Here is a 20,879-nt window from a genome sequence, read left to right as displayed (position 1 = left end):
AATTTGAAAGCAGATCGAATAGTATATACTAAAAAGTATAGATCACAAAAGGGAGCGTATTAGCCTTGACCATCTCGATCGATGCACTCAGCCCATTTGAGCTTAGTTTGTACTTGGAAAAGCAAATTCAGTCAGCACCTGATGCCCCGATCCTCAATGCTGGTCGCGGCAATCCAAACTGGACCGCCCCAGTGCCGCGGGAGGCATTCTTTCTATTAGGACAGTTCGCCGTTCAGGAAACTCGGAAGTCGTCCTCGGCTTTAGTTGGCAAACAGATCAAGGCCGCGCCAGAACGAATGGGTCGACTACAAACTTTCTTGACGACGCACCCCGGCCCCGGAGCCGATTTCTTGAACTGGATATGTCAGGCAGATCAACAGCTACTAGGTATGACGCCAGCTGCTTGGGTGAGTGCCGCGTGCGATGCGGTGATTGGTGACAATTATCCTGCCCCAGTCCGGTGCCTTTCTGTTTGCGAACAGCCGCTAAAAGCTTACATGATTCGAGAGTTGTTCGATGATCGGCAAGTGCCGCTGGATGTTTTTCCAGTGGAAGGCGGAACGGCAGGCATTTGCTACCTGTTCGATACCTTGATGCATACCGGCTTATTAGCAGCGGGGGATCGTATTGCCTTGCTGCTGCCAACATTCGCGCCATACCTTGAGATTCCAAAGTTACCTCACTATGCATTTGATGTGGTTCGGATTAAGGCACAACGCGTGACGACTGGCGACCGCGCCAGTTATGTTTACCCACAAGCCGAGATTGAAAAACTGCGCGATCCAAAAGTGAAAGCAGCATTCGTGGTTAATCCAAGTAATCCGACTGCCAATGCAATGGGATTGGAAAATATTTCGCAGATCGAAGCGATCGTTAATACAGATCGGCCAGACCTGATGATTCTTACCGATGACGTTTATGGAACATTTGTACCGCACTTCTTATCCTTGTTTGCCGCTCTACCGCATAACACAGCCTGCCTTTATTCATTTTCAAAATATTTTGGTGCAACCGGTTGGCGGGTCGGCGCGATTGCGTTAGCGAAGGACAACGTTTTCGATGAATTGATTGATCAGCTGCCCAAAGCAGTTAAAGCAAAGGTTTCCGCCCGCTATCAGTCGATTGCAAGCGAAAGTACGACAGTTTCGTTTATTGACCGCATCGTGGCCGACTCTCGCGACATTGCCTTGAACCATGCCGCGGGATTGTCAACGGTTCAACAAGTAATGATTGCTCTATTCAGCCTTTATGGTTTGATGGACGAAGGGCAGGCTTATAAAGACGAGGTAGTTGCGACTTGTCGCGCTAGAGAACAGCAGCTTTTTTCGACGCTTGGGCTCACTCGGCCAGCACCGGCGCGTGATACAGCGTATTATTGTGATATTGACTTGCTGGCGTGGGGCACACAGCGATATGGTGCTGTTTTTGCCCGCTACTTAAAGCAACACTGGACAACGACTCGCTTGCTAGTCGCCTTAGCGCAGCAGCAACACCTGATGTTATTAAAAACGAGTCCGTTTGGCAGTGACACTTGGTCAGTCCGCGTGTCGCTGGCCAATCTACCAACGCATGATTACGCTGAAGTTGGTAAGCGGATCATTGCACTATTTGATCACTTGCAAATGGCATGTGAAACGGAGGCCAAATGAATGGCAAAATTTGAAGATGTCGCAAACGCGTTAAGCCGCCGCGTTCGTGATGGCGTTTATACAACGAGCCAGCGCTTGCCATCTGAGTACGATCTGGCAAAAGAGTTTGACGTTAGCCGGTTAACGGTTCGCAAAGCCATTGACTTATTGATACGGCAGCAATTGCTGGTGAAATCGCCGGGTAAAGGCACGTATGTCATGACATACTCTGACAAGGTGGAAAGCGGTCGACTAGGATTGCAAGGCTTTACAGAAGCGGCCAAAGCATACGGTAAAAAAAGTCGCACCGAAGTCATCAGCTTCGGACCGCTTGATCCCGTTCCTGAAGAAATCAGCCGCGTTTTAGCACTAGATACCCGTGTTAACAAAGAAATCGACATGTTAGTGCGGCGCCGCTTCTGGGATGAGGAACCAATGACCGTCGAACATGTGGCGATCTGCCATGAATACGTAGCCGGATTAAAGCCCCACGATTTTGAAGGATCGCTATTTGCACTTCTGGAAAAACGCGTGGCAATTGCGTATTCGCATCAAGAAGTCGAAGCCATGTTGATGGATAAAAAAATGGCCAAACTGTTGCATGGCAAAAAAGGCGATCCGTTGTTGCGCGTTCATTCGGTCACCTATACGGCAGATGCCAAGCCAATTCTATTCGACACGTCGTATTATCGAGCCGATAAATACTCGTTTAAGTCGACGTTAACTCGCGACACGCACTAATCGCAAAGCGCTTGCGCTGGTGCGGTTAGAAAGCGGAATCTAAGTGGTCATTTAGACTTGAGATGTTTATGTGGCCGTTTCTGCATCAGGGAACGCGTTTGGGAGGCAGAGTGATGGAAAAAGCAACCTTAGCAGCCATGTATGATACGCACCGCGACGAGTTCCTCGCGGCTTTACGCCAAGTGATGGCCGTCAAAAGTGTCCGCGGTCAACAAGCGGAGCACGCGCCGTTTGGTTCAGGCCCGCGAGCAGTTTTAACGGCGGTCGCGCAGCTCGGCGCGGCCTATGGCTTCAAAACGGCGGTCGTCAATGATGCCATGGCATACGTGCAATGGGGTGAGGACGATCAACACTATATCGGAATTGTTGGGCACTTAGATGTTGTTCCTGCAGGGGATGCAGACTGGCACTTTCCGCCGTATGCACTATCGGAAAAAGACGGACGTCTATACGGTCGCGGCGTGTTGGACAATAAAGGACCCAGCATGGCCTGCTTAATCGGCATGAAATTGCTGAAGGATGCCGGTTTTCAACCGCAAAAGACCATTCGATTGATTTTTGGATCTGACGAAGAAAGCGGGTCAAACGATGTCCCACGGTATCTTGCCAGTGAAGCGCCGCCTGAGTTTGGCTTTACGCCCGATTGTAAGTTCCCCGTCGTTTATGGTGAACGCGGCATTGTGAATTACCGCATCACTACCCCAATTGCGACCACATCAATCAAGCAGATCGGCACCATTGCAGGCGACCAGACGCGCGATCATGTGCCTGATAAACTCACGGTGGCGGTTGATGGCCAACCAATCACCGCTAACGGCATCCGCGTGCCGACTAATGCCCCGGAAAAAGGCGTCAATGCGATCACGGAACTAGCTAAAAAGCTCGTGACGGAACAACGGACCACCGGCGAACTAGCAAGCTATTGCCAGTGGCTCATTGATTCACTGGCTGAAAAACATTTTGGCGAAGGGCTAGGCATGGCGTTTGAAGATGCCGACAGTGGCCGGCTGATCGTGACCCCCTATAGCCTGCAAAAAACAGATGATGCGATGACTTTAGGCTTAGCAATGCGCTATCCAGTGACCTATCACGAAGCCAATGTCAGCAAGGGATTGGCGGCTGCCGTGCCAGCTGGCAGCCAAATCACGATTGTGCGCAGTATGCCAAGCGTTTTGCATGACAGACATGACCCGCGAATTGCGCAACTCACGCAGGCGTATGAAAAAATGACCGGGAATGATGGCACACCGGTTACCACTACTGGCGCAACCTATGCCCGAGAAATGCCAAACATCATAGCATTTGGCCCATCTTTCCCAGGACAAAAAGGAATCGCGCATAAAGAAGATGAGTGGATGGATGAAGCTGATCTCAAGTTAAATATGATGATTTTTATGGATGCGATGATCGGCTTGACAGAGCGTGATCCAACCCGGTTAGAAACCGGGGCATAAGCGGGCTCGGTTGCGATGGTCGATTTTTGACTATTGTGCCCAAGGTCCTTATGTGCAGGTTTCTGCGCCTGCGAACACGTTTAGGAGGGATGAGCAAATGAGCAACGAAACATGGGGCGCCATCGCAACTTGGCGAATGGCCCACGACGGCGTGAAGAAAGCCAGTCAAATTTTACAAAGCAAAGGCAGCGCAGGCGATGCTGTCGAAGAACTGATCAAAATGGTGGAGGCTTATCCATATTACAAATCCGTTGGGTATGGCGGGTTGCCGAATGAAAATGGCGTCGTCGAGATGGATGCAGCTTTCATGGATGGGGACACGCTGGCACAAGGCGCGGTCGCTGGCATTCACAATGTGTTTCATGCGGTATCTGTGGCTCGAGCACTCAGCCACGAGCATTACAACAGCTTTCGTGTCGGCGAAGGCGCCACGCAATACGCCCAACTCAACGGTTTTGAAATGCGGAACATGTTGACGGAACGGGCAAAAAAACGCTGGGAAAAACGACGAGCGGAAATCGCTGATGCCAAGGTCAAACCTTATGACGGCCACGATACAGTCGGCGCCATCACGTTAACCCCAACCGGTTCCATGGCGGCGGCCACGTCAACGTCAGGTCTTTTCATGAAGCGGCCTGGCCGAGTTGGCGATTCACCGTTATCAGGATCAGGGTTTTATGTCGACAGTGAAATCGGCGGTGCCGCAGCAACCGGATTGGGCGAGGACATTATGAAGGGGTGTCTTTCATATGAAATTGTCCGTCTGATGGGTACCGATCGCACACCGCAACAAGCCTGCGACGAAGCCGTTTATCCATTTATCGAAAAATTGCAACGTCGTTATGGTCAAGCAGGCGAATTTTCCCTAATCGCCATGGATCATGCAGGCCACTGGGGCGTCGCAACGAATGTCGAGTTTACTTTCAGCGTGGCAACGGCCAATCAGGCACCAGTCATCCTCATGGCGCATCCCGGACCGGATCAGACCACAACGATTGAACCGATCACACAGAATTGGCTCGATGCTTATGAGAAACGCATCAAAGCACCGATTGAATGATGCGCGCCTTCGCTCTGGACTTTTTTACAACAGATAATTCGGTGAAAAGGAGTTAGCGATGCAGTATTTAGCGATTGATGTTGGCGGCACAACGACAAAATATGGTTTAGTGTCAGCAGCAGGCGAACTATCGCAACAAGGCGAGCTGCCGACCATGCGCGCTAGTCTCGCTGATTTCATGGCCAGTTTGACCGGTTTGATTCGACTGCATAAAGCACACGTCACGGGTATCGGGTTGGCTTTGCCGGGGGTCATTGATTCGCAGCAAGGTCTCGTTAAAGCTAGTGCCACATTGCCTTTTTTAGAAGGATTGGTGTTGGGCACACAACTGACTACAGCCGCCGATCTTACGGTGCCGATCCTAATCGAAAATGACGGTAATGCGGCGGCATTGGCAGAGCATTGGCGCGGCAATTTAGCAGGAACAATGAACAGCGCCATGGTCGTCTTAGGAACCGGCGTTGGCGCATCCCTTTTTCTTAACGGCCATCTCTATCACGGCAGCCATTATGTTGCTGGCGAACCCAGTTTCATGGTGACCAATGGCCTAACCCCGATCACGCGCGAGCAAACCGCGGCAGGTTTGTCAGCAGTGGCGACGATCAATGCGATGGCCGATGCCTTAGGTGTGCACGAAGAACCGATTGGCCAGCGCGTTTTTCAAGCACTAACTGACAACACCAGCGAAGCCGCCGTCATTCTCGGCACTTTCACGCGCGGTGTGGCCGCCATGATCTACAACATGCAAACCGTTCTTGATCTCGAAAAGGTCATCATTGGCGGCGGCATCAGCGCCCAACCACGGGTGATTAAGGAAATCCGTGATGGCATCGAAGCATATCAGCAGGTAACTTCACTTTCGGCACGCACAATTCGTCTACCAGTGGTGGAACCGGCGAAGTATCGGAATGCGGCGAACTTGATTGGGGCGGTGGCGCCGTTGGTGGTGCGCGGGTAGAGAAAACTTAGTGGCAAACTTGCAGGTAATCAATGAGTCTAAAATCGTTCTAATTTCTGACACACGCGAAAGTACACGCTGTGTTGCCAGAAATTTGGAACGATTTTTTAGTCAAGTTTCAAAGAAGATCAATATGCCTGAGAATGGTTTTTGGGTTGGAAGGATGTCGCTATAAGTCAGGACACCATAAAAACGTTGTCTTGGTTGTCATAATATTAAGTACTTTAAATTCTAAAGGTGACAATCGTGGTAGAGTTGGCTAAACGAGCTTTCAAGTCGCCGCAATGGGGGAAACTATTAATAGTTCCAATAATGAACTACCCAAAAATGTAAGCGCATTCTATACTCTGTTTGTAGTTGGGAGGGATCCTAAGTGAGTCATCAAGATGATTATGAGGAGGATATCCGAAAGACAATTGCTTTTATTTATACGCACCAGATGACACATTATTCAGATCTAGTTGCTAATCTGAAAGTTTCTCGCAAAAAAATAGCCGCTTATCTTGATGAAATTGATCGGCGGCTACTGGGGTCGAAAGTACAACTTGTAAGGAAGAGAAACCAGGGCATCTATTTTGAAGGTGATACAGAACAGATTGCAGAAATATTTCATATTCCTAGTAACTATGACGGTTTAGATGTTCATGGGCGACGTAGCATCATCACCTTAAATCTCATTATGCAAAACAGTTTCGTCAAAATGGATAATCTGGCTGATGATTATTTTGTCAGCCGTAGTACGCTAGAACGTGATCTGAGGGCAATTAAACGAGAAGTTTCAAAATTTGGCTTATCAGTATCATCAACTGTCAATGGCATTGCAATTGTCGGTAATGAGCAGGATAAGCGAAACTACGCAAGTCGTATTATTAGCAATTACTGGCGTGAGTCGATTAAAGCCAATCGTCTAGTTGTTCACCTGCCTCAAGATTTTGATAATCTGATCGGATCGGAGACGCTGCGTACAGCGCAAGCAGTATTAAGTGAATTACAGCGAGTGACCAAAATTGAGTTCACGGAGTATCAATATCAATCACTTTTGATTCACATCTGTATTTCAACTGTGCGCATTCAAAATGCAGAATATTTGCCAACATGGTCTAGCGCTTCACAAGCCCTAAGTCCTGAGACAAGCATACTCACTCGTTTGCTGGAAGAAGCCTTCAATATTCAAGTCCCAAAAAGCGAACAAGAATATCTGAATATCCATATTCTTGCTGCCAAGCAATCAAAGCTGACACCGGACGATTTTAAGGGACAGGTTGTAAATCGTAGGCTGTTGAACATTGCAGATTTCCTAAAGACAAATATTCAAATCTACGATGATCAGTTAATTAATGATCTGACTATTCATTTGGGGCCTGCGATGCATCGCTTTCAGGTTGGTTTACAGGCAAGTAATCCGTATACATCAGAGATAATGCGTTTGTATCCCCAAGCTTTTGAATTAGCATTTGATCTTAGCCGTAAGCTAGATGATCGCTATCTTGTTACTGTTGATAAAAATGAAATCGCCTATCTGGCGCTACACTTTCAGTCATTTATGGAACGAACGACGAAGGCAACGGTAAGCAATAACAAGATCAATGTGGCGGTTATTTGCAGTACTGGACTTGGCACAGCTCGTTTACTGACACAGAGACTCAAGGCGTCCTTTGCTGATAAGATCAACATTACTCGAGTACTGTCTGTTCCTAATGCATTCAAGGCAAAATTTGTCGAGGATATGATCATCAGTACGATTCCACTTGAGTTGCCAGGGCAAAAAGTAGTGGTTATCAAACCGCTTTTTGAGCCCAAAGAAGAACGACTGGTCGCTAAAGAGATTACGAATATAGAAGATAGACGAACGAGAAATCAAAATAGTTTTCTCAGTCTAATGTCACCTACCCGTATTCTTGTTAGTTCAAAGCATCTTGAACGTGATGATGCGATTAAGATGATAGGCCAATTATTAGTTGATCGTGACCTTGCAAAAATCGGAGTGGCTGAATCTGCTATTGCACGAGAAGAAGTTGCATCAACGCTCATTCGTCAGGATCAGGTTGCTATGCCGCATGCGCAAAGTGAATATATCAAGAAATCGGGTATTACCTTGTTAGTAGCAACACATGGGGTAACTTGGGGTGACGGAGAAGCAAAGTTCGTTTTTTTCATTGGTTTAAATCAACATGCTATTAAGAATACTAATCTGGATGCGGTATATCATCGGTTTAATCAGTTAGTTTCCTCAGATGATGCCTTGAGTTTACTAGCAAAGGCCAATAATCCAAAGGCCATTTGGCATCAGCTGATCGACTTTTTTCAGAAGCGGACAGTATCTGATTAGGTACAAGTTAAAAAGTGGAGGATTGTCATGAAGTTATATTTAATAGGACTTGGCAAAATGGGACTTAATCTAGCACTTAACATGAAAGATGCTGGACATCAGGTTATTGGCTATGATGTCAATGATGACGTGGTTCAAAAAGCCGAACAAGAAGGTATTACAACTATCTCAAACTTTAGGGCATTAGAAACTGATCACGCTCAAAAGGTTGTGTGGGTTATGCTCCCTGCTGGAAGGATAACAAATTCGGTTCTTAGAAGTTTGGTACCGGTTTTATCCACGGGAGATATCGTGATTGACGGTGGGAATTCAAATTATACAGACTCGATTAAAAACGCCGCCATCTTCGCTGAACAAGGCATATTCTTGATGGATATCGGTACATCAGGTGGCACATATGGAGCACGTCACGGTGCTAGTTTCATGGTTGGTGGCGATCTGAAAGCATTTAGGCTCATTGAGCCGATGCTTAGGGATATCTCGGCTCAAGATGGCTTGCTCTACACCGGAAAATCTGGGAGCGGCCATTACCTCAAAGTCATTCATAATGCGATTCTTCATGCTGAATTGGAAGTTTTAGGTGAAGGCTTTGACCTACTTCATGCCAGTCCATTTGAATATAACTTAAAGGATGTTGCTTATAATTGGAGTAAATCTGCAGTTATTCGTGGCTGGCTGATGGATCTAATGTATGATGCGTTCTCCAAGAATGCCAAGTTAGATGACGTCGATACTGTGATTCATTCTAGTTCTGCGTGTGTTGCTGCTATCAACTCGGCGATGGCTTATAACATTCCAGTTCCAACATTTAATGTTGCATTATTGATGCGGCAGCGTACCCAAAACCAAGCTACATTCACGGCACAGGTTATTAATTCTTTGAGAAAAGAGGTGGGTGGCTATCAACCGCAAGCGTAGTTTCTTCTACTGGTATAAGGTTGAAAGTCAAGGCCGTCACATCAGGTTCACTTGGAATACTTGGGTTAGTTACACCCGTGTTTTGATCATGGTTTCGGCATTGGCGTTATGCGTAAGTAATCATGTGGTTTTAGCTGTAATCGATCTTATCGTGTACTTGGTTTTCTATTTTAGTTACTTGATGAAGAATCATCAGATTTTGTTGATCATTCAGCAAAAAGATCAGGTTGAAAAAATTGTCGGCAATCGGTATTCGTTTCGACACCCTTTAAAAATCAGTATCAAGGGTAGTTTAAGCAGTTTGATTGTCGACAAATGAAAGCGCTTTATAGTTGAGGTGAGGAAATGGAAAAGCCAGCTGTACAGGTGACGGACGTCATCGGAAATAATATTAATCTTGCGTCCAAAGCACAAACGAAGGATGAAGCCCTGCAAGAGTTATGTCATATGTTAAAACAAAATGGCACTGTGTCTGATGAACGTTTGTTTTATCAAGATGTGTTAAAACGGGAAAAAATTGGTGCTACAGGCATGGAAAATGGCATTGCGATTCCTCACGGTGAGTCAGATGCCGCAAATAAAGTTGCTATTGCTGTATTAAAAACAAGACATGCACTGGCTTGGGAAAGCCTAGATGATCAACCAATTCGTCTTGTGTTTTTATTAGTGGTACCAACAACGGGTAGGGACGTTTTGCACTTGAAGCTGCTTTCACATTTATCCGCGGCATTAACGCATAGAGAAGTACAAGAAAAATTGTTACACGAAAATGATGCAGACCAGTTCAAAAAAATATTAGAAAAATCAGGAGGATTTTAATCATGAAATTTGTCGGAATAACTGCTTGTACAGTGGGTATTGCTCATACCTATATGGCACGTGAAAAGCTGATTAGTGCTGCAAAGAAACTCGGTATGGAAGGACATGTTGAAACGCAAGGGAGCGCTGGGGTTGAGAATGGGTTAACAGATGCAGACATTCAAGATGCTGACGTAGCAATTATTGCCGCAGATGTTGCTGTTACTGGAAAGGAAAGATTTAAGGGCATGCCAACGGTAACAATCCCAACAAATATGGCGATTCAAACACCAGAAAGTTTGCTTCAGACAATCCAAAAGAAACTTGCGGCGGCAGCTAAGTAGCTCTATCAATTTATAGGGAAATAGCTGCTTAAACAGGTGTGGTGCTAGTAATATGAGGAGGAACATGATGAAGAAAGAATTTAAGGACCTTTTCAAAGGACAATCTTTAAAACGTCATTTTCTGAGTGGCCTGTCCTTTATGATCCCTGTCATCATTATGTCTGGGTTCTGTACGGCCATTGCCAGAATTATTGGTCAGACTGAAGTGAAAGGTTCCATAGGTTATTATCTGCTTCAAGCTGGTAACGGTGGTTTCTCGATTATGGTTGCCGTTCTGGCTGCTGGCATCGGGTATTCAATCGCGGGAAAAGCAGCAATTGCGCCGGGACTGATGGGCGGTTTCTTGTCAACCGTGGTGAATGCTAGCTTCCTTGGAGGGATTTTAGCGGGGCTTGTTGCTGGGATGATTACGATCTTCTTTAATAATTTGAACCTGCCAAAGAGTATTAAATCAATGGTGCCCTTGGTAGTGATTCCCTTAGTAGGCGGGTTGGTTGAAGTTGGTTTGATTATGTATGTTGTTGGACCGCCGCTAGCGGCACTTACGCAAGCTGCCGTTGGATTCTTTATGGGCATGAACCATGCATCAAGATTCGTATTAGGGTTTATGCTCGGTTGTATGACGGGATTTGATATGGGCGGCCCAGTTAACAAAATGGCATTTGCTATTGTGACCGCATTTGCCAGTGCAGGGGTATGGGGCCCAGCAGCAGGTAAAAATGTTGCTGCCATGGCACCACCTCTCGGCATTGCTATGTCTGTTCTAATCTTTAGCCCTAAGAAATATTCGAAAGCGGATCGTGAAAACGCAAAAGCTGCTATCATCATGTCAATGTGTCAGGTAACCGAGGGGGCGCTACCATTTGCTTTTGATGATCCACTGCGCGTTGTACCGGCGGCAATGATTGGTTCTGGGTTGGGGCATGGATTAATTCTTTCATGGGGTGTCACGGTGCCGCTTCTATCAGGAGGAATTTTCACCCTTCCAGTCGCCAGCAATCCATTTCTCTATCTAGCTGCACTGCTAATAGCTGCAGCCACAACAGGTGTCATTCTTTCAATCCTGAAACCAAAACGAAAAGAAGAGGAAAAAGAGGAGAAGGTTCATGATCTAGACATCTCAATCGAAATGTAAATTTCGCAGTGACATTGTTCTTCACATGATCGCTCGGAAAATTTCTTCAATACTATTCGCCTTCAAGGCGCGCATCGCGTATTTAGACCAACCGAAAGACGTTGGTCTATTGTTATGTTCTGCTAAGAAATCACAGGTTGTCTAAAATAAGGTTTAAATGTTCGACAGTGAACAGACGAAATTCAATTATTTGATTTCTTTACAAGGGACGACAATATCCGATGCCATTTTCATGAAATGAGAATAACAATGCTTTTTATGAATTTTTGCATCGCGTAGAAATGATTTAAATCGTAAAGGTATAAGCTAAAGATTCGCAAAAGTCCGTATAAAGTTCATAAAATGGCGTATATTACCTAAATGAAGCGTATACAGGTATTGTAAGCGTATCCAGAATCGTCTACCATGTTAATTGAAAGCAGAAACAAAGCCTAAGGAGGAAATATCATGGCAGACAAAAATATCAATAACATCACTCGGGAAAAATGGATTCTTAGCACATTCCCAGAGTGGGGGACTTGGTTGAACGAGGAGATCGCTGACAAAAAGGTGAAGCCTGGTACATTTTCAATGTGGTGGCTGGGCTGTACCGGTATTTGGTTGAAGACGGCTGAAGATACCAACATTTTGGTTGATATGTGGTGTGGCACTGGTAAACAATCACATGGTAATGGCATGATGCGCAAGGGTCATCAGATGATGCGGATGAGCGGCGTTCAAAAGATGCAACCGAATCTGCGCAATCAACCGTTTGTGATTGATCCATTTGCCATTAAAGATGTTGATGCTTTGTTTGTGAGTCATATTCATAGTGATCATTTGGATGTGAATACGGCTGCTGCTGTTAATAAGAATTGTCCGGATGCGAAGTTCTATGGCCCAGAAAAGGTTTGTGAGATTTGGCAAGGCTGGGGTGTTCCGGCAGAAAAGACGGTTGTTGTTAAACCTGGCGATGTGGTTACTATCGGCAAGACAAAGGTCAAAGTACTTGAAGGATTTGATCGGACAGCTTTAATCACCGAAGACGATCCTAATGTGAAGTTGGCAGGCAAGATGCCGCAAGATATGAACAAGATTGCGGTTAACTATCTGTTTGAAACCACCGGCGGCAATCTTTATCATGCTGCTGACTCTCATTACTCCAATCTATTTGCTAAGCATGGTAATGAAAATAAGATTGACGTTGCATTGGGTGCTTATGGTGAAAATCCACGCGGTATCACGGACAAGGTAACTTCCATCGATATTTTGCGCATGGCTGAATCTTTGAACACCAAAGTCATTATTCCTGTTCATTATGATATCTGGACCAACTTTATGGCTGACCCTAAGGAAATTGAAGCGCTCTGGCAAATGCGCAAGGATCGTTTGCAATACAAGTTTAAGCCTTTCATTTGGCAAGTTGGCGGTGAATTCACCTTCCCAGATGACAAAGACCGGATGGAATTCATGTATGATCGCGGTTTCCACGATGCTTTCTCAATTCCAAACGACACACCGTTCCCTGCATTCCTATAGAGAGCGTGAGCAGGAGCGCTTAGAAACCGGAGCATAAGCGGCCTTAGGCGTGATGGCCGGGCTTTGGCCATTGCGACTGAGGTCCTTATGTGGAGGTTTCTGCGACTGCGAACGCGTTTAAGAGAGGTGAATCAACTATGTTACTGAAAGACTTTTTGGAGAAAGATCTCGTTGATATTCGACCAGAACCTGCTAAGGATTGGCGTGACGCCTTGCAACAAGCCGCGGGAAAGCTGATCGAACACAAGTATATCCTGCCGGGGTATATTAACGAAATTATTGCTAACGTTGAGAAGAACGGGCCATACATCGTGATCGTGCCTGGCGTGGCCATGCCGCATGCGATGGCTGAAAGTGAGAATGTTTTGGGGACGGCGATCGGGTTTGCGAAATTCCCTGAGCCTGTCATTTTCGATTCAGACGACCCTGATAAGCAGGCACAGCTGTTCTTTACCTTAGCTGCAAAAGATCCGAAGCAACACTTGCAAAACATTGGCGACCTTTCCGACATGTTAATGACGGAAGGTCTGATCGATAAACTGTTGGCCGTCAATAGTGTTGATGATTTTAAAGCACTCATCGATGCGGGGAGTTGAAGGGGAAAGGTAAGAAATCATGCAGCAAATTCTAGATTTTCTAGTTAAAATATGGGACTACTTTGCGTCGAATATTCTGACGCAACCAGCCTACATGATTGGGTTTATCGTTTTACTCGGATATATTTTGGAACGCAAGCCATTATATGAATCAATCGCTGGGTTTCTAAAGGCGGTTATTGGCTACATGATCTTGATGGTTGGGTCTGGCGGCTTGGTTAACAGCTTCCGACCGATCCTGACCGGCTTGAAAGATCGCTTTAATTTAACCGCTACCGTTATTGATCCGTATTTTGGGCAAAACGCGGTTACTGAAGGTTTGGAAAAGACGTTTGGTCGAACATTCGGCGATGTCATGCTGTTGCTGCTGTTCGCGTTCGTCTTCAACATTTTGCTAGTTCGGTTCCAGAAATGGACGAAGTTGCGGGCAGTCTTCACAACTGGTAATGTCCAAGTGCAACAAGCTGCAACGGCTTTCTGGATTCTACTGTTCTGTTTCCCGAAGATGGGTCGGATTGAAGTGCTGCTGGTCATGGGTGTTGTTTTAGGCCTGTACTGGGCAGTCGGTTCAAACATGACCGTTCGTTACACGCAGGATTTGACCGATGGCGGCGGGTTTGCCGTTGCCCATCAACAAATGTTTGGGATTGCCTTTGTTTCTTGGCTGGCTGACAAGTTTAAGGCCCGTGAAGTAAAAGCGAAGAAAAAGGCACGTCGTCTTGAGGATATTGAATTGCCTGGTTTCCTCAAGATCTTTAACGAAAACATGGTTGCGACCGGCATTCTGATGCTGTTCTTCTTCGGCATCATCATGTTAATTCTTGGCAAGCCATACTTCGTTGGGGTTTTCGCAGCAACAAAAGGCGCCTCAGGTTTAGCACCAAATGCTAGTTTCCTGTTCTATATTATGACCACTTCCCTTGGGTTCGCGGTTAACTTGACCATCCTGCAACTTGGGGTACGAACCTTCGTTGGGGAACTGACTGAAAGTTTCACTGGGATTTCCGATCGTCTACTGCCAGGTTCCGTACCTGGTATCGATGTGGCCGCAACCTTCGCATTTGGCGAACCAAACGCAGTTACCATCGGCTTCCTGTTTGGTGCATTAGGTCAGTTCCTAGCCATTGGTGCTTTACTGATTTTCCATTCACCAACTATCATTATCGCTGGGTTTATCCCATTGTTCTTTGATAATGCCGCATTCGGGGTCTTCGCAAACCGGCGAGCTGGTGCCAAAGCGGCCATGATCTTACCGTTCTTCAGTGGTTTGATTCAAGTGTTCGGCGCAGCATTGATTTCAACTTGGATTGGTTTGTCGAAGTTTGGCGGCTATCTGGGGATGTTCGACTGGGACACTGTATGGCCATTCTTCACAGTCTTGATGAAGATTCTCGGCATCGCTGGCATCGTGGTTGTTGTTCTGATCCTTGTCTTGATCCCACAACTCGAATATCGTCACGATCCGAAGAACTACTTCTTGATGGTAACGGATTACGAGCAATATAAAGAAAATATGGCAAAGAAAAAGGCTACTAAATAAGGCTTTGACTTACAAGGAGGAAATTTCCCATGAAGATCTTAGTATCGTGTGCAAATGGTTCAGGTACCAGTTTAATGATGATGCGCAGTGTTCAAAAAGCATTTAAACGGTTGAATATTCCGATTACGCAAATTGAGCATACCAACTTGGCAGAAGGCAAGAGTACGGCTAAACAATACGACATGGTGTTCACAACAACCAACTTTGTCGACATGTTCAAGGACGCTCAGAGTAAAGGCGTGCAAGTGATTGGCGTCAAGAACGTTATGAGTGATAAAGAAGTAGAACAGCATGTTCGTGAAGATACGGATCTTGTGAAATAAAGCGAGTCATTAAGCAGATCGGACGCCGGCACGGGCCGGTCTGCTTTTGACGTTAAGGAAAGGCGTGCGCCACATGACCAGATCGTGTGATTGCCGCATAATAGGAGGGAAACATTTTGGCTAAACCAAATTTGCAAGTGGCATTGGATAATAATACGTTGGAAAGTGCTTTGGCAGATGTTCGCGCAGTTGGGAACATTGTGGATATTGTTGAAGCCGGGACGATCTTGATTTTGCAGGAAGGCACGATTGCCGTTCGCGCATTGCGAGCCCTTTTTCCTGATAAAATCGTGATTGCGGATACGAAATGTGCTGATGCAGGGACAACCGTTGCTCGTAACATGGGCGATGCTGGTGCAGACTGGATGACTTGTATCTGTGCGGCAACGATTCCGACCATTCAAGCAGCTCAAAAAGAAGTTAAAGAGATCCAAATTGAATTGTATGGTAATTGGACCAAAGAAGATGCCCAGTCGTGGCTGGATATTGGTGTGACGCAGGCGATTTATCATCAGAGTCGTGATGCTTTGCTTTCCGGCGGCTCATGGGGCGAGAAGGATTTAGCTAAGGTTAAGATGCTGGTTGATATGGGCTTCCGAGTTTCCGTGACTGGCGGTTTGAGTGTGGATACCTTGAAACTGTTTGAAGGCGTGAACGTTTATACCTTCATCGCTGGTCGGGCAATCACGCAGGCACCAGATCCTGCAAAAGCAGCAACGGATTTCCAAAACGAAATCATCCGCATCTGGGGCAAGTAAGCAAGCAGGCAATTCGTTGCTGAGAGGTGATGACAGTGAAAAATTCAATGGCCAATGTGCAGGCACGCCGGGAAAAGATCTTGTCAGCGGTGGACCAGTCTGAGCCAGTTGCTGTTGAGGGCTTGGCCCAACGATTCAATGTTTCGATCACGACGCTTCGCCGTGACTTGAAAGCTTTGTCAGACATGGGACAGGTGAAGTGGCATCATGGTTTGGTTGAAAGAACCAATGTGGTGACCGCCAGTAATCACGGATCGCGTTCAGGCATCGAATTAATCAAAGATACGATTGCGGCGGCGGTTCCAGCTTATATTGTTAAAAATAGTACGCTTTTCGTCAACTCCAGCTCATTGTGTTGGCGGGCAATCAATCAGTTAGCGATCATGCCGCTGACGATTATCACAAACAATATCAAGGCAACTGAGTGCGTGCGTCATCCAGAAACCTCCATCATTCTGACCGGCGGCGAAATTCGCTATCCAAAAGAGTCGTTGGTCGGCACAGTTGCGATGCAGATTCTGGAAACGATGCAGTCAGATTATACGTTGATTGGCTGTGACGGCATTAGCGTCGCAGGTGGCGTGACAACCCAAAATATTTACGAAGCGCAGATCAACAGCACGATGATCTCCAGAACCAAGCAAAAAGTGATCTGCGTGGCCGATTATCGAAAAGTTGGCGTCACAAGCAATTACCATGTTGCAGATTTAACCGGCGTTGATATTTTGATCACAGATAACTTTGCGAATGAAAAGGTCGTCCGCGACTTGCGCCGGCAAGGCATTGATGTGATTCAGGTATCGAATTAAACGTGATATAGGACAGTAAGCAAGCTGGCGGTGACCATTAGCTTAGCCGGTGTCCAGCCTGAAAAAAGGTTGGAGCGCGGGCTTGCTAAGGCCACCGTCTTTTTAATAGCAATTATGTATTTATGAAAGCGAATACAAAACGTGTGTGCAGGTTTCTTGGGCAGCAAACGCGTTTAAGGAGGCACAACATTGAATTCACTAGGAATCTACGAAAAGGTACTCCCAAAAACTGATTCATGGCAGCAGAGGTTGCAACAGGCTCACGATTTAGGGTTCAACTTTTTGGAATTGTCGATTGATGAAAGCAATGAACGCTTAGCCCGACTTGATTGGACGAAAGCACAGCGAGCAGAAGTACGGGATGCAAGTTGGCAAACCGGTGTGAGACTGCACACCTTAATGCTCAGTGGCCATCGTCGCTACCCACTTGGCTCGGCTGATCCGGCAATTCGAGAAAAAAGCCTTGAAATGCTTTATAAGGCAATCGATTTAGCCGGTGATCTCGGCATTCGTAACATTCAGCTTGCTGGCTATGATGTTTATTACGAACCAAAGACGGTGACCTCGCGAGAATACTTCATTGAGAACTTAAAACGCGGCGTCGCTTATGCTGCGGCTAAAGAAGTCATGCTTGATATTGAAACAATGGATGATCCTTTTCTAAACGCCTTGACCAAAATTAAGGACATCAAAACGCAAATTCGCAGTCCATGGCTGCAAGCTTATCCTGACGTCGGCAATCTAACTGCTTGGCCGGAAAACAATGTCGGTCAAGAGTTAGAACGAGGCATTGATAATATTGTTTCGGTTCATTTAAAAGACACCTTGCCAGTCACCGCCGAAAGTAAAGGTCAGTTCCGAGATGTACCGTTTGGCGATGGCACCGTTGATTTCGAAGGCTGTCTGCGTACGTTGAAACGCCTGAATTATGGCGGGGCCTTCACCATTGAGATGTGGACGGAAAAGGCCGATGATCCGCTGGCAGAAGTGAAAAAGGCGAAACAGTTTTTTGATGATCTTTTTGAACGGGTTGGGTTGGAGCAGGAACCGGTAGTTTAGTAGTCGTGTAAAGCTATTGATCACAACAGGCGAACGGATGAACAAACGCCGCCCACGAAAAAAGCCGCCTCATGGAAGGTGGCTTTAGACGAGTTATGGGTGGATTGCAGTTGGACTGATCTGGAAGTAATCAATCAAGAATTTTGCAACGCCATCTTCATCATTGGATTGCGTCGTAATATCAGCGATTTTCTTGATTTCAGGAATCGCGTTACCCATGGCGATGCCAATACCAGCGTAGTCAAGCATATCTTGATCGTTTTCTTCATCGCCAAATGCGGCTAATTGCTCGCGCGGAATGCGATAAAAGTTGAGGGCTGCTTTCAAACCGTTCTTCTTATTCACATTAGGCGGCATGATTTCCAGTAAGGTACGTCGTGATCTTGTCACGGTGACGCCCTCAAGTGATTGCGCAGCTTCTGAAGCCGCATCAACCATTTCTGGATCGCCAGCGATGACCACTTTAAAAATCGATAATTTGGCTGGCACCTTAGCAAATGTCGTATCGGTAAATGGCATTTGTTTAGGAATCATGGACTCATAGCTGGATTTACCAAATTCAGTTAACGAATACACCTGATCTTCAGCAACCACATCTAAGTGGAAACCTTTTTCCTTAACGAGATCATAAACTGGCTGGATTTGTGATTTAGTCAGCGTTGAAGATTTGATGACGGTGTGATCCCGTACTAATCGGACTAAGCCGCCGTTGAAACAAATGCAGACATCATCATTTTTAGTTAAATGAAGCTGATCCAAAAATGGCTTCAAAGTGGCAAATGGCCGACCAGAACAGAGAATGACACGTATACCTTTGCGGCTAAGATAGCGGAGCACATCTTGATTCGTGACACTAATTTCTTTTTGACTATTAAGTAACGTGTTATCCATATCAAGGGCAATAGCTTTAAGCATGGGTAAACTTCCTTTCTAACTTCACATGGTTACAACCCATTATATCAGAGTTGGCGGCGTTAAAAGCGTTTTCAGGTCATTGTGTACATTAAGTTTTAAATTTGGGTTTATTGATATAGACCATTTATTGGGAAAACAACGCAGTCAGTCAGTGATTGACAAATAACGATATTCAATAAATGAACAGGAGTGAACTTTCATGCTTGAACAATTAAAACAAGAAGTCTACGAAGCAAATATGCAGTTGCCAAAATTAGATCTGGTTACTTTTACTTGGGGCAATGTTTCCGGCATTGATCGGGAAAAGGGATTGTTCGTCATTAAACCATCTGGCGTTGATTACGAAGACTTAACGCCGGATGACATGGTTGTCGTCAACCTGCAAGGCGAAGTTGTAGAAGGGCAACTGAACCCTTCAAGCGACACGCCGACACACACCGTCCTCTATAATGAGTTCCCTGACATCGGTGGGATTGTCCATACCCATTCACCATGGGCAGTTGCGTTCGCTTCGGCACACATGGATATCCCCAACCTGAATACAACCGCCGCTGACACGTTTTATGGGGATGTGCCCATCTCCGAAGCGTTGACGCAACAAGAAATTGAAGATGCTTACGAGGAAAACACAGGTAAAGTCATCGTCAAAACCTTTAAGGATCGCGGTATTGATCATAACGCAGTTCCTGCAGTTCTGGTCAGCCAACATGGTCCATTCAGCTGGGGAGCGACCCCAGCTAAGGCAGTTTATAACGCCAAAGTCTTGGAAGTTGTCGCAGAAATGGATTATCACGCATTAACGCTGACACATCAAGACGTGCACTTGCCACAGTATTTGTTGGACAAGCATTATTATCGAAAACATGGTAAGGATGCTTATTATGGGCAGGATAATGCTAAGTCGGTGGGGCATGCGGCTAAGGCGTGATATTAAAAGCAAGCGAGATCCCTGTTTTCAAAAATAAGAGCTGGTTAAGTGGTCAAGCACCGCTAACCGGCTCTTTTTACATGATCCTTCACTAGTTTCACTTTCAAGTGATAGTTGACTATTTAACGATATCCAGTTGTTTTCGTTAACCATCGTGCACGTTTTTTCCCCGACGTCGGAAAATGACTGTCTTAAGTCTTTCTCTCGTAAACGCTACCATAGAGCAGAAAGATGAAAGGGAGAGATTGAATATGTCTGATTGGTTAGGTTTAGATGGCAAGACAATTGTTGTAACTGGAGGTTCATCAGGAATTGGCGCTGCGATCGTCAAGGAATTGATTAATAATGGCGCTACCGTTGTTAACGGCGATCTCAAGGAAGGCGACTTTAAGGACCCTAACTTGAAGTATGTGCATACTGATGTGACTGATCCTGACGAAGTTGAAAATCTTGCCGCCACCGCCGAGAAGATCAATGGAGAAATCTGGGGCGTCGTGAATAATGCAGGTATCAACAAGCCGCGGGTATTGGTTGATCCTAAAGATCCACATGGTAAATATGAATTGGACGTTAAGACATTTGAACAAATCTTCAGTGTTAACGTTAAAAGTGTCTTCTTGGTTTCACAAGCAGTCGTTCGTCGGATGGTCAAACAGGGACATGGGGTTGTCGTCAATATGTCTTCTGAGGCTGGCCTTGAAGGTTCTGTTGGTCAGAGTGTTTATTCAGCAAGTAAAGGCGCCATCAACGGTTTCACCCGTTCTTGGGCTAAAGAGTTAGGCAAGTACAATATCCGGGTTGTGGGGGTTGCACCTGGCATCATGGAAGCAACAGGCTTACGGACACCGAGTTATGAAGAAGCTTTGGCTTATACGCGTGATACCACCGTTGATGCAATCCGTGCCGGCTACAGTTCAACGTCTACTACACCATTAGGCCGTAGTGGCAAATTGAGTGAAGTGGGTGATTTGGTCAACTACTTCTTGTCCAATCGTGCTAGTTATATTACAGGTGTGACAACCAATGTTGCGGGGGGTAAGTCCAGAGGTTAATTCATAAGCTTGGGGA

General features: G+C 46.0%; 21 protein-coding genes. 20 read left to right on the top strand and 1 reads right to left on the bottom strand.

Going from position 1 to position 20,879, the window contains the following annotated elements; genetic code table 11:
* The first annotated feature begins 65 nt into the window (after positions 1 to 65).
* From aspD to AC07KQ_RS13315, 18 genes are all read left to right on the top strand, one after another.
* Positions 66 to 1,649 (top strand): aspartate 4-decarboxylase, encoded by a 1,584-nt coding sequence (gene aspD / locus AC07KQ_RS13400; protein WP_003568058.1) that lies wholly within the window; start codon positions 66 to 68, stop codon positions 1,647 to 1,649.
* Positions 1,650 to 2,369 (top strand): GntR family transcriptional regulator, LSA1692 subfamily, encoded by a 720-nt coding sequence (locus tag AC07KQ_RS13395; protein ID WP_003568056.1) that lies wholly within the window; start codon positions 1,650 to 1,652, stop codon positions 2,367 to 2,369.
* Between the two features lie 113 nt (positions 2,370 to 2,482).
* On the top strand, positions 2,483 to 3,823 hold the full coding sequence (locus AC07KQ_RS13390; RefSeq protein ID WP_003568054.1) for a M20 family metallopeptidase: 1,341 nt from the start codon (positions 2,483 to 2,485) through the stop codon (positions 3,821 to 3,823).
* A gap of 97 nt (positions 3,824 to 3,920) precedes the next feature.
* A complete protein-coding gene (locus tag AC07KQ_RS13385) occupies positions 3,921 to 4,883 on the top strand; it encodes a glycosylasparaginase (protein ID WP_003568052.1) in 963 nt (320 codons plus the stop codon).
* 58 nt (positions 4,884 to 4,941) lie between these two features.
* Positions 4,942 to 5,841: an ROK family protein gene (locus tag AC07KQ_RS13380; RefSeq protein WP_003568050.1), complete on the top strand. Its 900-nt coding sequence runs from the start codon at positions 4,942 to 4,944 to the stop codon at positions 5,839 to 5,841.
* A 373-nt stretch (positions 5,842 to 6,214) separates the two neighbouring features.
* Positions 6,215 to 8,170 (top strand): BglG family transcription antiterminator, encoded by a 1,956-nt coding sequence (locus tag AC07KQ_RS13375; RefSeq protein WP_003571793.1) that lies wholly within the window; start codon positions 6,215 to 6,217, stop codon positions 8,168 to 8,170.
* A 27-nt stretch (positions 8,171 to 8,197) separates the two neighbouring features.
* The gene (gene gnd, locus AC07KQ_RS13370; RefSeq protein WP_003568047.1) at positions 8,198 to 9,088 is read left to right on the top strand and encodes a phosphogluconate dehydrogenase (NAD(+)-dependent, decarboxylating); all 891 of its coding nucleotides are present in this window, start codon (positions 8,198 to 8,200) and stop codon (positions 9,086 to 9,088) included.
* Positions 9,066 to 9,407: a hypothetical protein gene (locus tag AC07KQ_RS13365; RefSeq protein WP_003568045.1), complete on the top strand. Its 342-nt coding sequence runs from the start codon at positions 9,066 to 9,068 to the stop codon at positions 9,405 to 9,407. The genes gnd and AC07KQ_RS13365 overlap by 23 nt, the downstream gene beginning before the upstream one ends.
* Before the next feature lie 26 nt (positions 9,408 to 9,433).
* A complete protein-coding gene (locus tag AC07KQ_RS13360; protein ID WP_003658829.1) occupies positions 9,434 to 9,907 on the top strand; it encodes a PTS sugar transporter subunit IIA in 474 nt (157 codons plus the stop codon).
* Between the two features lie 2 nt (positions 9,908 to 9,909).
* Complete coding sequence (locus AC07KQ_RS13355) at positions 9,910 to 10,230, top strand: PTS fructose transporter subunit IIB (RefSeq protein WP_003568042.1); 321 nt, start codon at positions 9,910 to 9,912, stop codon at positions 10,228 to 10,230.
* A 67-nt stretch (positions 10,231 to 10,297) separates the two neighbouring features.
* Positions 10,298 to 11,365, top strand: a complete 1,068-nt coding sequence (locus AC07KQ_RS13350; protein WP_003568040.1) for a PTS fructose transporter subunit IIC — start codon at positions 10,298 to 10,300, stop codon at positions 11,363 to 11,365.
* A 447-nt stretch (positions 11,366 to 11,812) separates the two neighbouring features.
* Positions 11,813 to 12,883, top strand: coding sequence for an L-ascorbate 6-phosphate lactonase (gene ulaG / locus AC07KQ_RS13345; RefSeq protein WP_003571790.1), 1,071 nt, complete (start codon positions 11,813 to 11,815; stop codon positions 12,881 to 12,883).
* A gap of 137 nt (positions 12,884 to 13,020) precedes the next feature.
* Positions 13,021 to 13,479, top strand: coding sequence for a PTS sugar transporter subunit IIA (locus AC07KQ_RS13340; protein ID WP_003568036.1), 459 nt, complete (start codon positions 13,021 to 13,023; stop codon positions 13,477 to 13,479).
* Positions 13,480 to 13,498: 19 nt separating this feature from the next.
* Positions 13,499 to 15,019, top strand: a complete 1,521-nt coding sequence (locus tag AC07KQ_RS13335; RefSeq protein ID WP_003568034.1) for a PTS ascorbate transporter subunit IIC — start codon at positions 13,499 to 13,501, stop codon at positions 15,017 to 15,019.
* Between the two features lie 29 nt (positions 15,020 to 15,048).
* A complete protein-coding gene (locus AC07KQ_RS13330; RefSeq protein ID WP_003568032.1) occupies positions 15,049 to 15,342 on the top strand; it encodes a PTS sugar transporter subunit IIB in 294 nt (97 codons plus the stop codon).
* Between the two features lie 116 nt (positions 15,343 to 15,458).
* On the top strand, positions 15,459 to 16,100 hold the full coding sequence (locus tag AC07KQ_RS13325) for a 3-keto-L-gulonate-6-phosphate decarboxylase UlaD (RefSeq protein WP_003568031.1): 642 nt from the start codon (positions 15,459 to 15,461) through the stop codon (positions 16,098 to 16,100).
* A gap of 29 nt (positions 16,101 to 16,129) precedes the next feature.
* Entirely contained in the window at positions 16,130 to 16,909 is a 780-nt protein-coding gene (locus AC07KQ_RS13320) for a DeoR/GlpR family DNA-binding transcription regulator (RefSeq protein WP_003568030.1), read from the top strand.
* 189 nt (positions 16,910 to 17,098) lie between these two features.
* Entirely contained in the window at positions 17,099 to 17,968 is an 870-nt protein-coding gene (locus tag AC07KQ_RS13315) for an L-ribulose-5-phosphate 3-epimerase (RefSeq protein WP_013246124.1), read from the top strand.
* 93 nt (positions 17,969 to 18,061) lie between these two features.
* Here AC07KQ_RS13315 and AC07KQ_RS13310 read toward each other — a convergent pair whose 3' ends face one another.
* On the bottom strand, positions 18,062 to 18,883 hold the full coding sequence (locus tag AC07KQ_RS13310) for a Cof-type HAD-IIB family hydrolase (RefSeq protein WP_003568028.1): 822 nt from the start codon (positions 18,881 to 18,883) through the stop codon (positions 18,062 to 18,064).
* 199 nt (positions 18,884 to 19,082) lie between these two features.
* On the opposite strand from AC07KQ_RS13310, the gene AC07KQ_RS13305 reads away from it, so the two are divergent.
* Both AC07KQ_RS13305 and AC07KQ_RS13300 read left to right on the top strand, forming a co-directional pair.
* The gene (locus AC07KQ_RS13305) at positions 19,083 to 19,811 is read left to right on the top strand and encodes an L-ribulose-5-phosphate 4-epimerase (protein ID WP_003568027.1); all 729 of its coding nucleotides are present in this window, start codon (positions 19,083 to 19,085) and stop codon (positions 19,809 to 19,811) included.
* A gap of 251 nt (positions 19,812 to 20,062) precedes the next feature.
* A complete protein-coding gene (locus AC07KQ_RS13300; protein WP_003568026.1) occupies positions 20,063 to 20,863 on the top strand; it encodes an SDR family oxidoreductase in 801 nt (266 codons plus the stop codon).
* Positions 20,864 to 20,879: the final 16 nt, after the last annotated feature.

The sequence above is a fragment of the Lacticaseibacillus sp. YLM2-1 genome, assembly GCF_056583465.1.
Note: the sequence above shows the minus strand (reverse complement) of the source record. Positions and strands in the feature narration are given on the sequence as shown.

What these genes read in the sequence shown, in the direction of transcription:
- AC07KQ_RS13305 (WP_003568027.1), top strand. Translation starts at nt 19,083, where the DNA reads ATGCTTGAACAATTAAAACAAGAAGTCTACGAAGCAAATATGCAGTTG.
- AC07KQ_RS13320 (WP_003568030.1), top strand. Translation starts at nt 16,130, where the DNA reads ATGACAGTGAAAAATTCAATGGCCAATGTGCAGGCACGCCGGGAAAAG.
- AC07KQ_RS13350 (WP_003568040.1), top strand. Translation starts at nt 10,298, where the DNA reads ATGAAGAAAGAATTTAAGGACCTTTTCAAAGGACAATCTTTAAAACGT.
- AC07KQ_RS13390 (WP_003568054.1), top strand. Translation starts at nt 2,483, where the DNA reads ATGGAAAAAGCAACCTTAGCAGCCATGTATGATACGCACCGCGACGAG.
- ulaG (WP_003571790.1), top strand. Translation starts at nt 11,813, where the DNA reads ATGGCAGACAAAAATATCAATAACATCACTCGGGAAAAATGGATTCTT.
- gnd (WP_003568047.1), top strand. Translation starts at nt 8,198, where the DNA reads ATGAAGTTATATTTAATAGGACTTGGCAAAATGGGACTTAATCTAGCA.
- AC07KQ_RS13395 (WP_003568056.1), top strand. Translation starts at nt 1,650, where the DNA reads ATGGCAAAATTTGAAGATGTCGCAAACGCGTTAAGCCGCCGCGTTCGT.
- AC07KQ_RS13340 (WP_003568036.1), top strand. Translation starts at nt 13,021, where the DNA reads ATGTTACTGAAAGACTTTTTGGAGAAAGATCTCGTTGATATTCGACCA.
- AC07KQ_RS13300 (WP_003568026.1), top strand. Translation starts at nt 20,063, where the DNA reads ATGTCTGATTGGTTAGGTTTAGATGGCAAGACAATTGTTGTAACTGGA.
- AC07KQ_RS13335 (WP_003568034.1), top strand. Translation starts at nt 13,499, where the DNA reads ATGCAGCAAATTCTAGATTTTCTAGTTAAAATATGGGACTACTTTGCG.
- AC07KQ_RS13385 (WP_003568052.1), top strand. Translation starts at nt 3,921, where the DNA reads ATGAGCAACGAAACATGGGGCGCCATCGCAACTTGGCGAATGGCCCAC.
- AC07KQ_RS13330 (WP_003568032.1), top strand. Translation starts at nt 15,049, where the DNA reads ATGAAGATCTTAGTATCGTGTGCAAATGGTTCAGGTACCAGTTTAATG.
- AC07KQ_RS13380 (WP_003568050.1), top strand. Translation starts at nt 4,942, where the DNA reads ATGCAGTATTTAGCGATTGATGTTGGCGGCACAACGACAAAATATGGT.
- AC07KQ_RS13360 (WP_003658829.1), top strand. Translation starts at nt 9,434, where the DNA reads ATGGAAAAGCCAGCTGTACAGGTGACGGACGTCATCGGAAATAATATT.
- AC07KQ_RS13355 (WP_003568042.1), top strand. Translation starts at nt 9,910, where the DNA reads ATGAAATTTGTCGGAATAACTGCTTGTACAGTGGGTATTGCTCATACC.
- AC07KQ_RS13310 (WP_003568028.1), bottom strand. Translation starts at nt 18,883, where the DNA reads ATGCTTAAAGCTATTGCCCTTGATATGGATAACACGTTACTTAATAGT.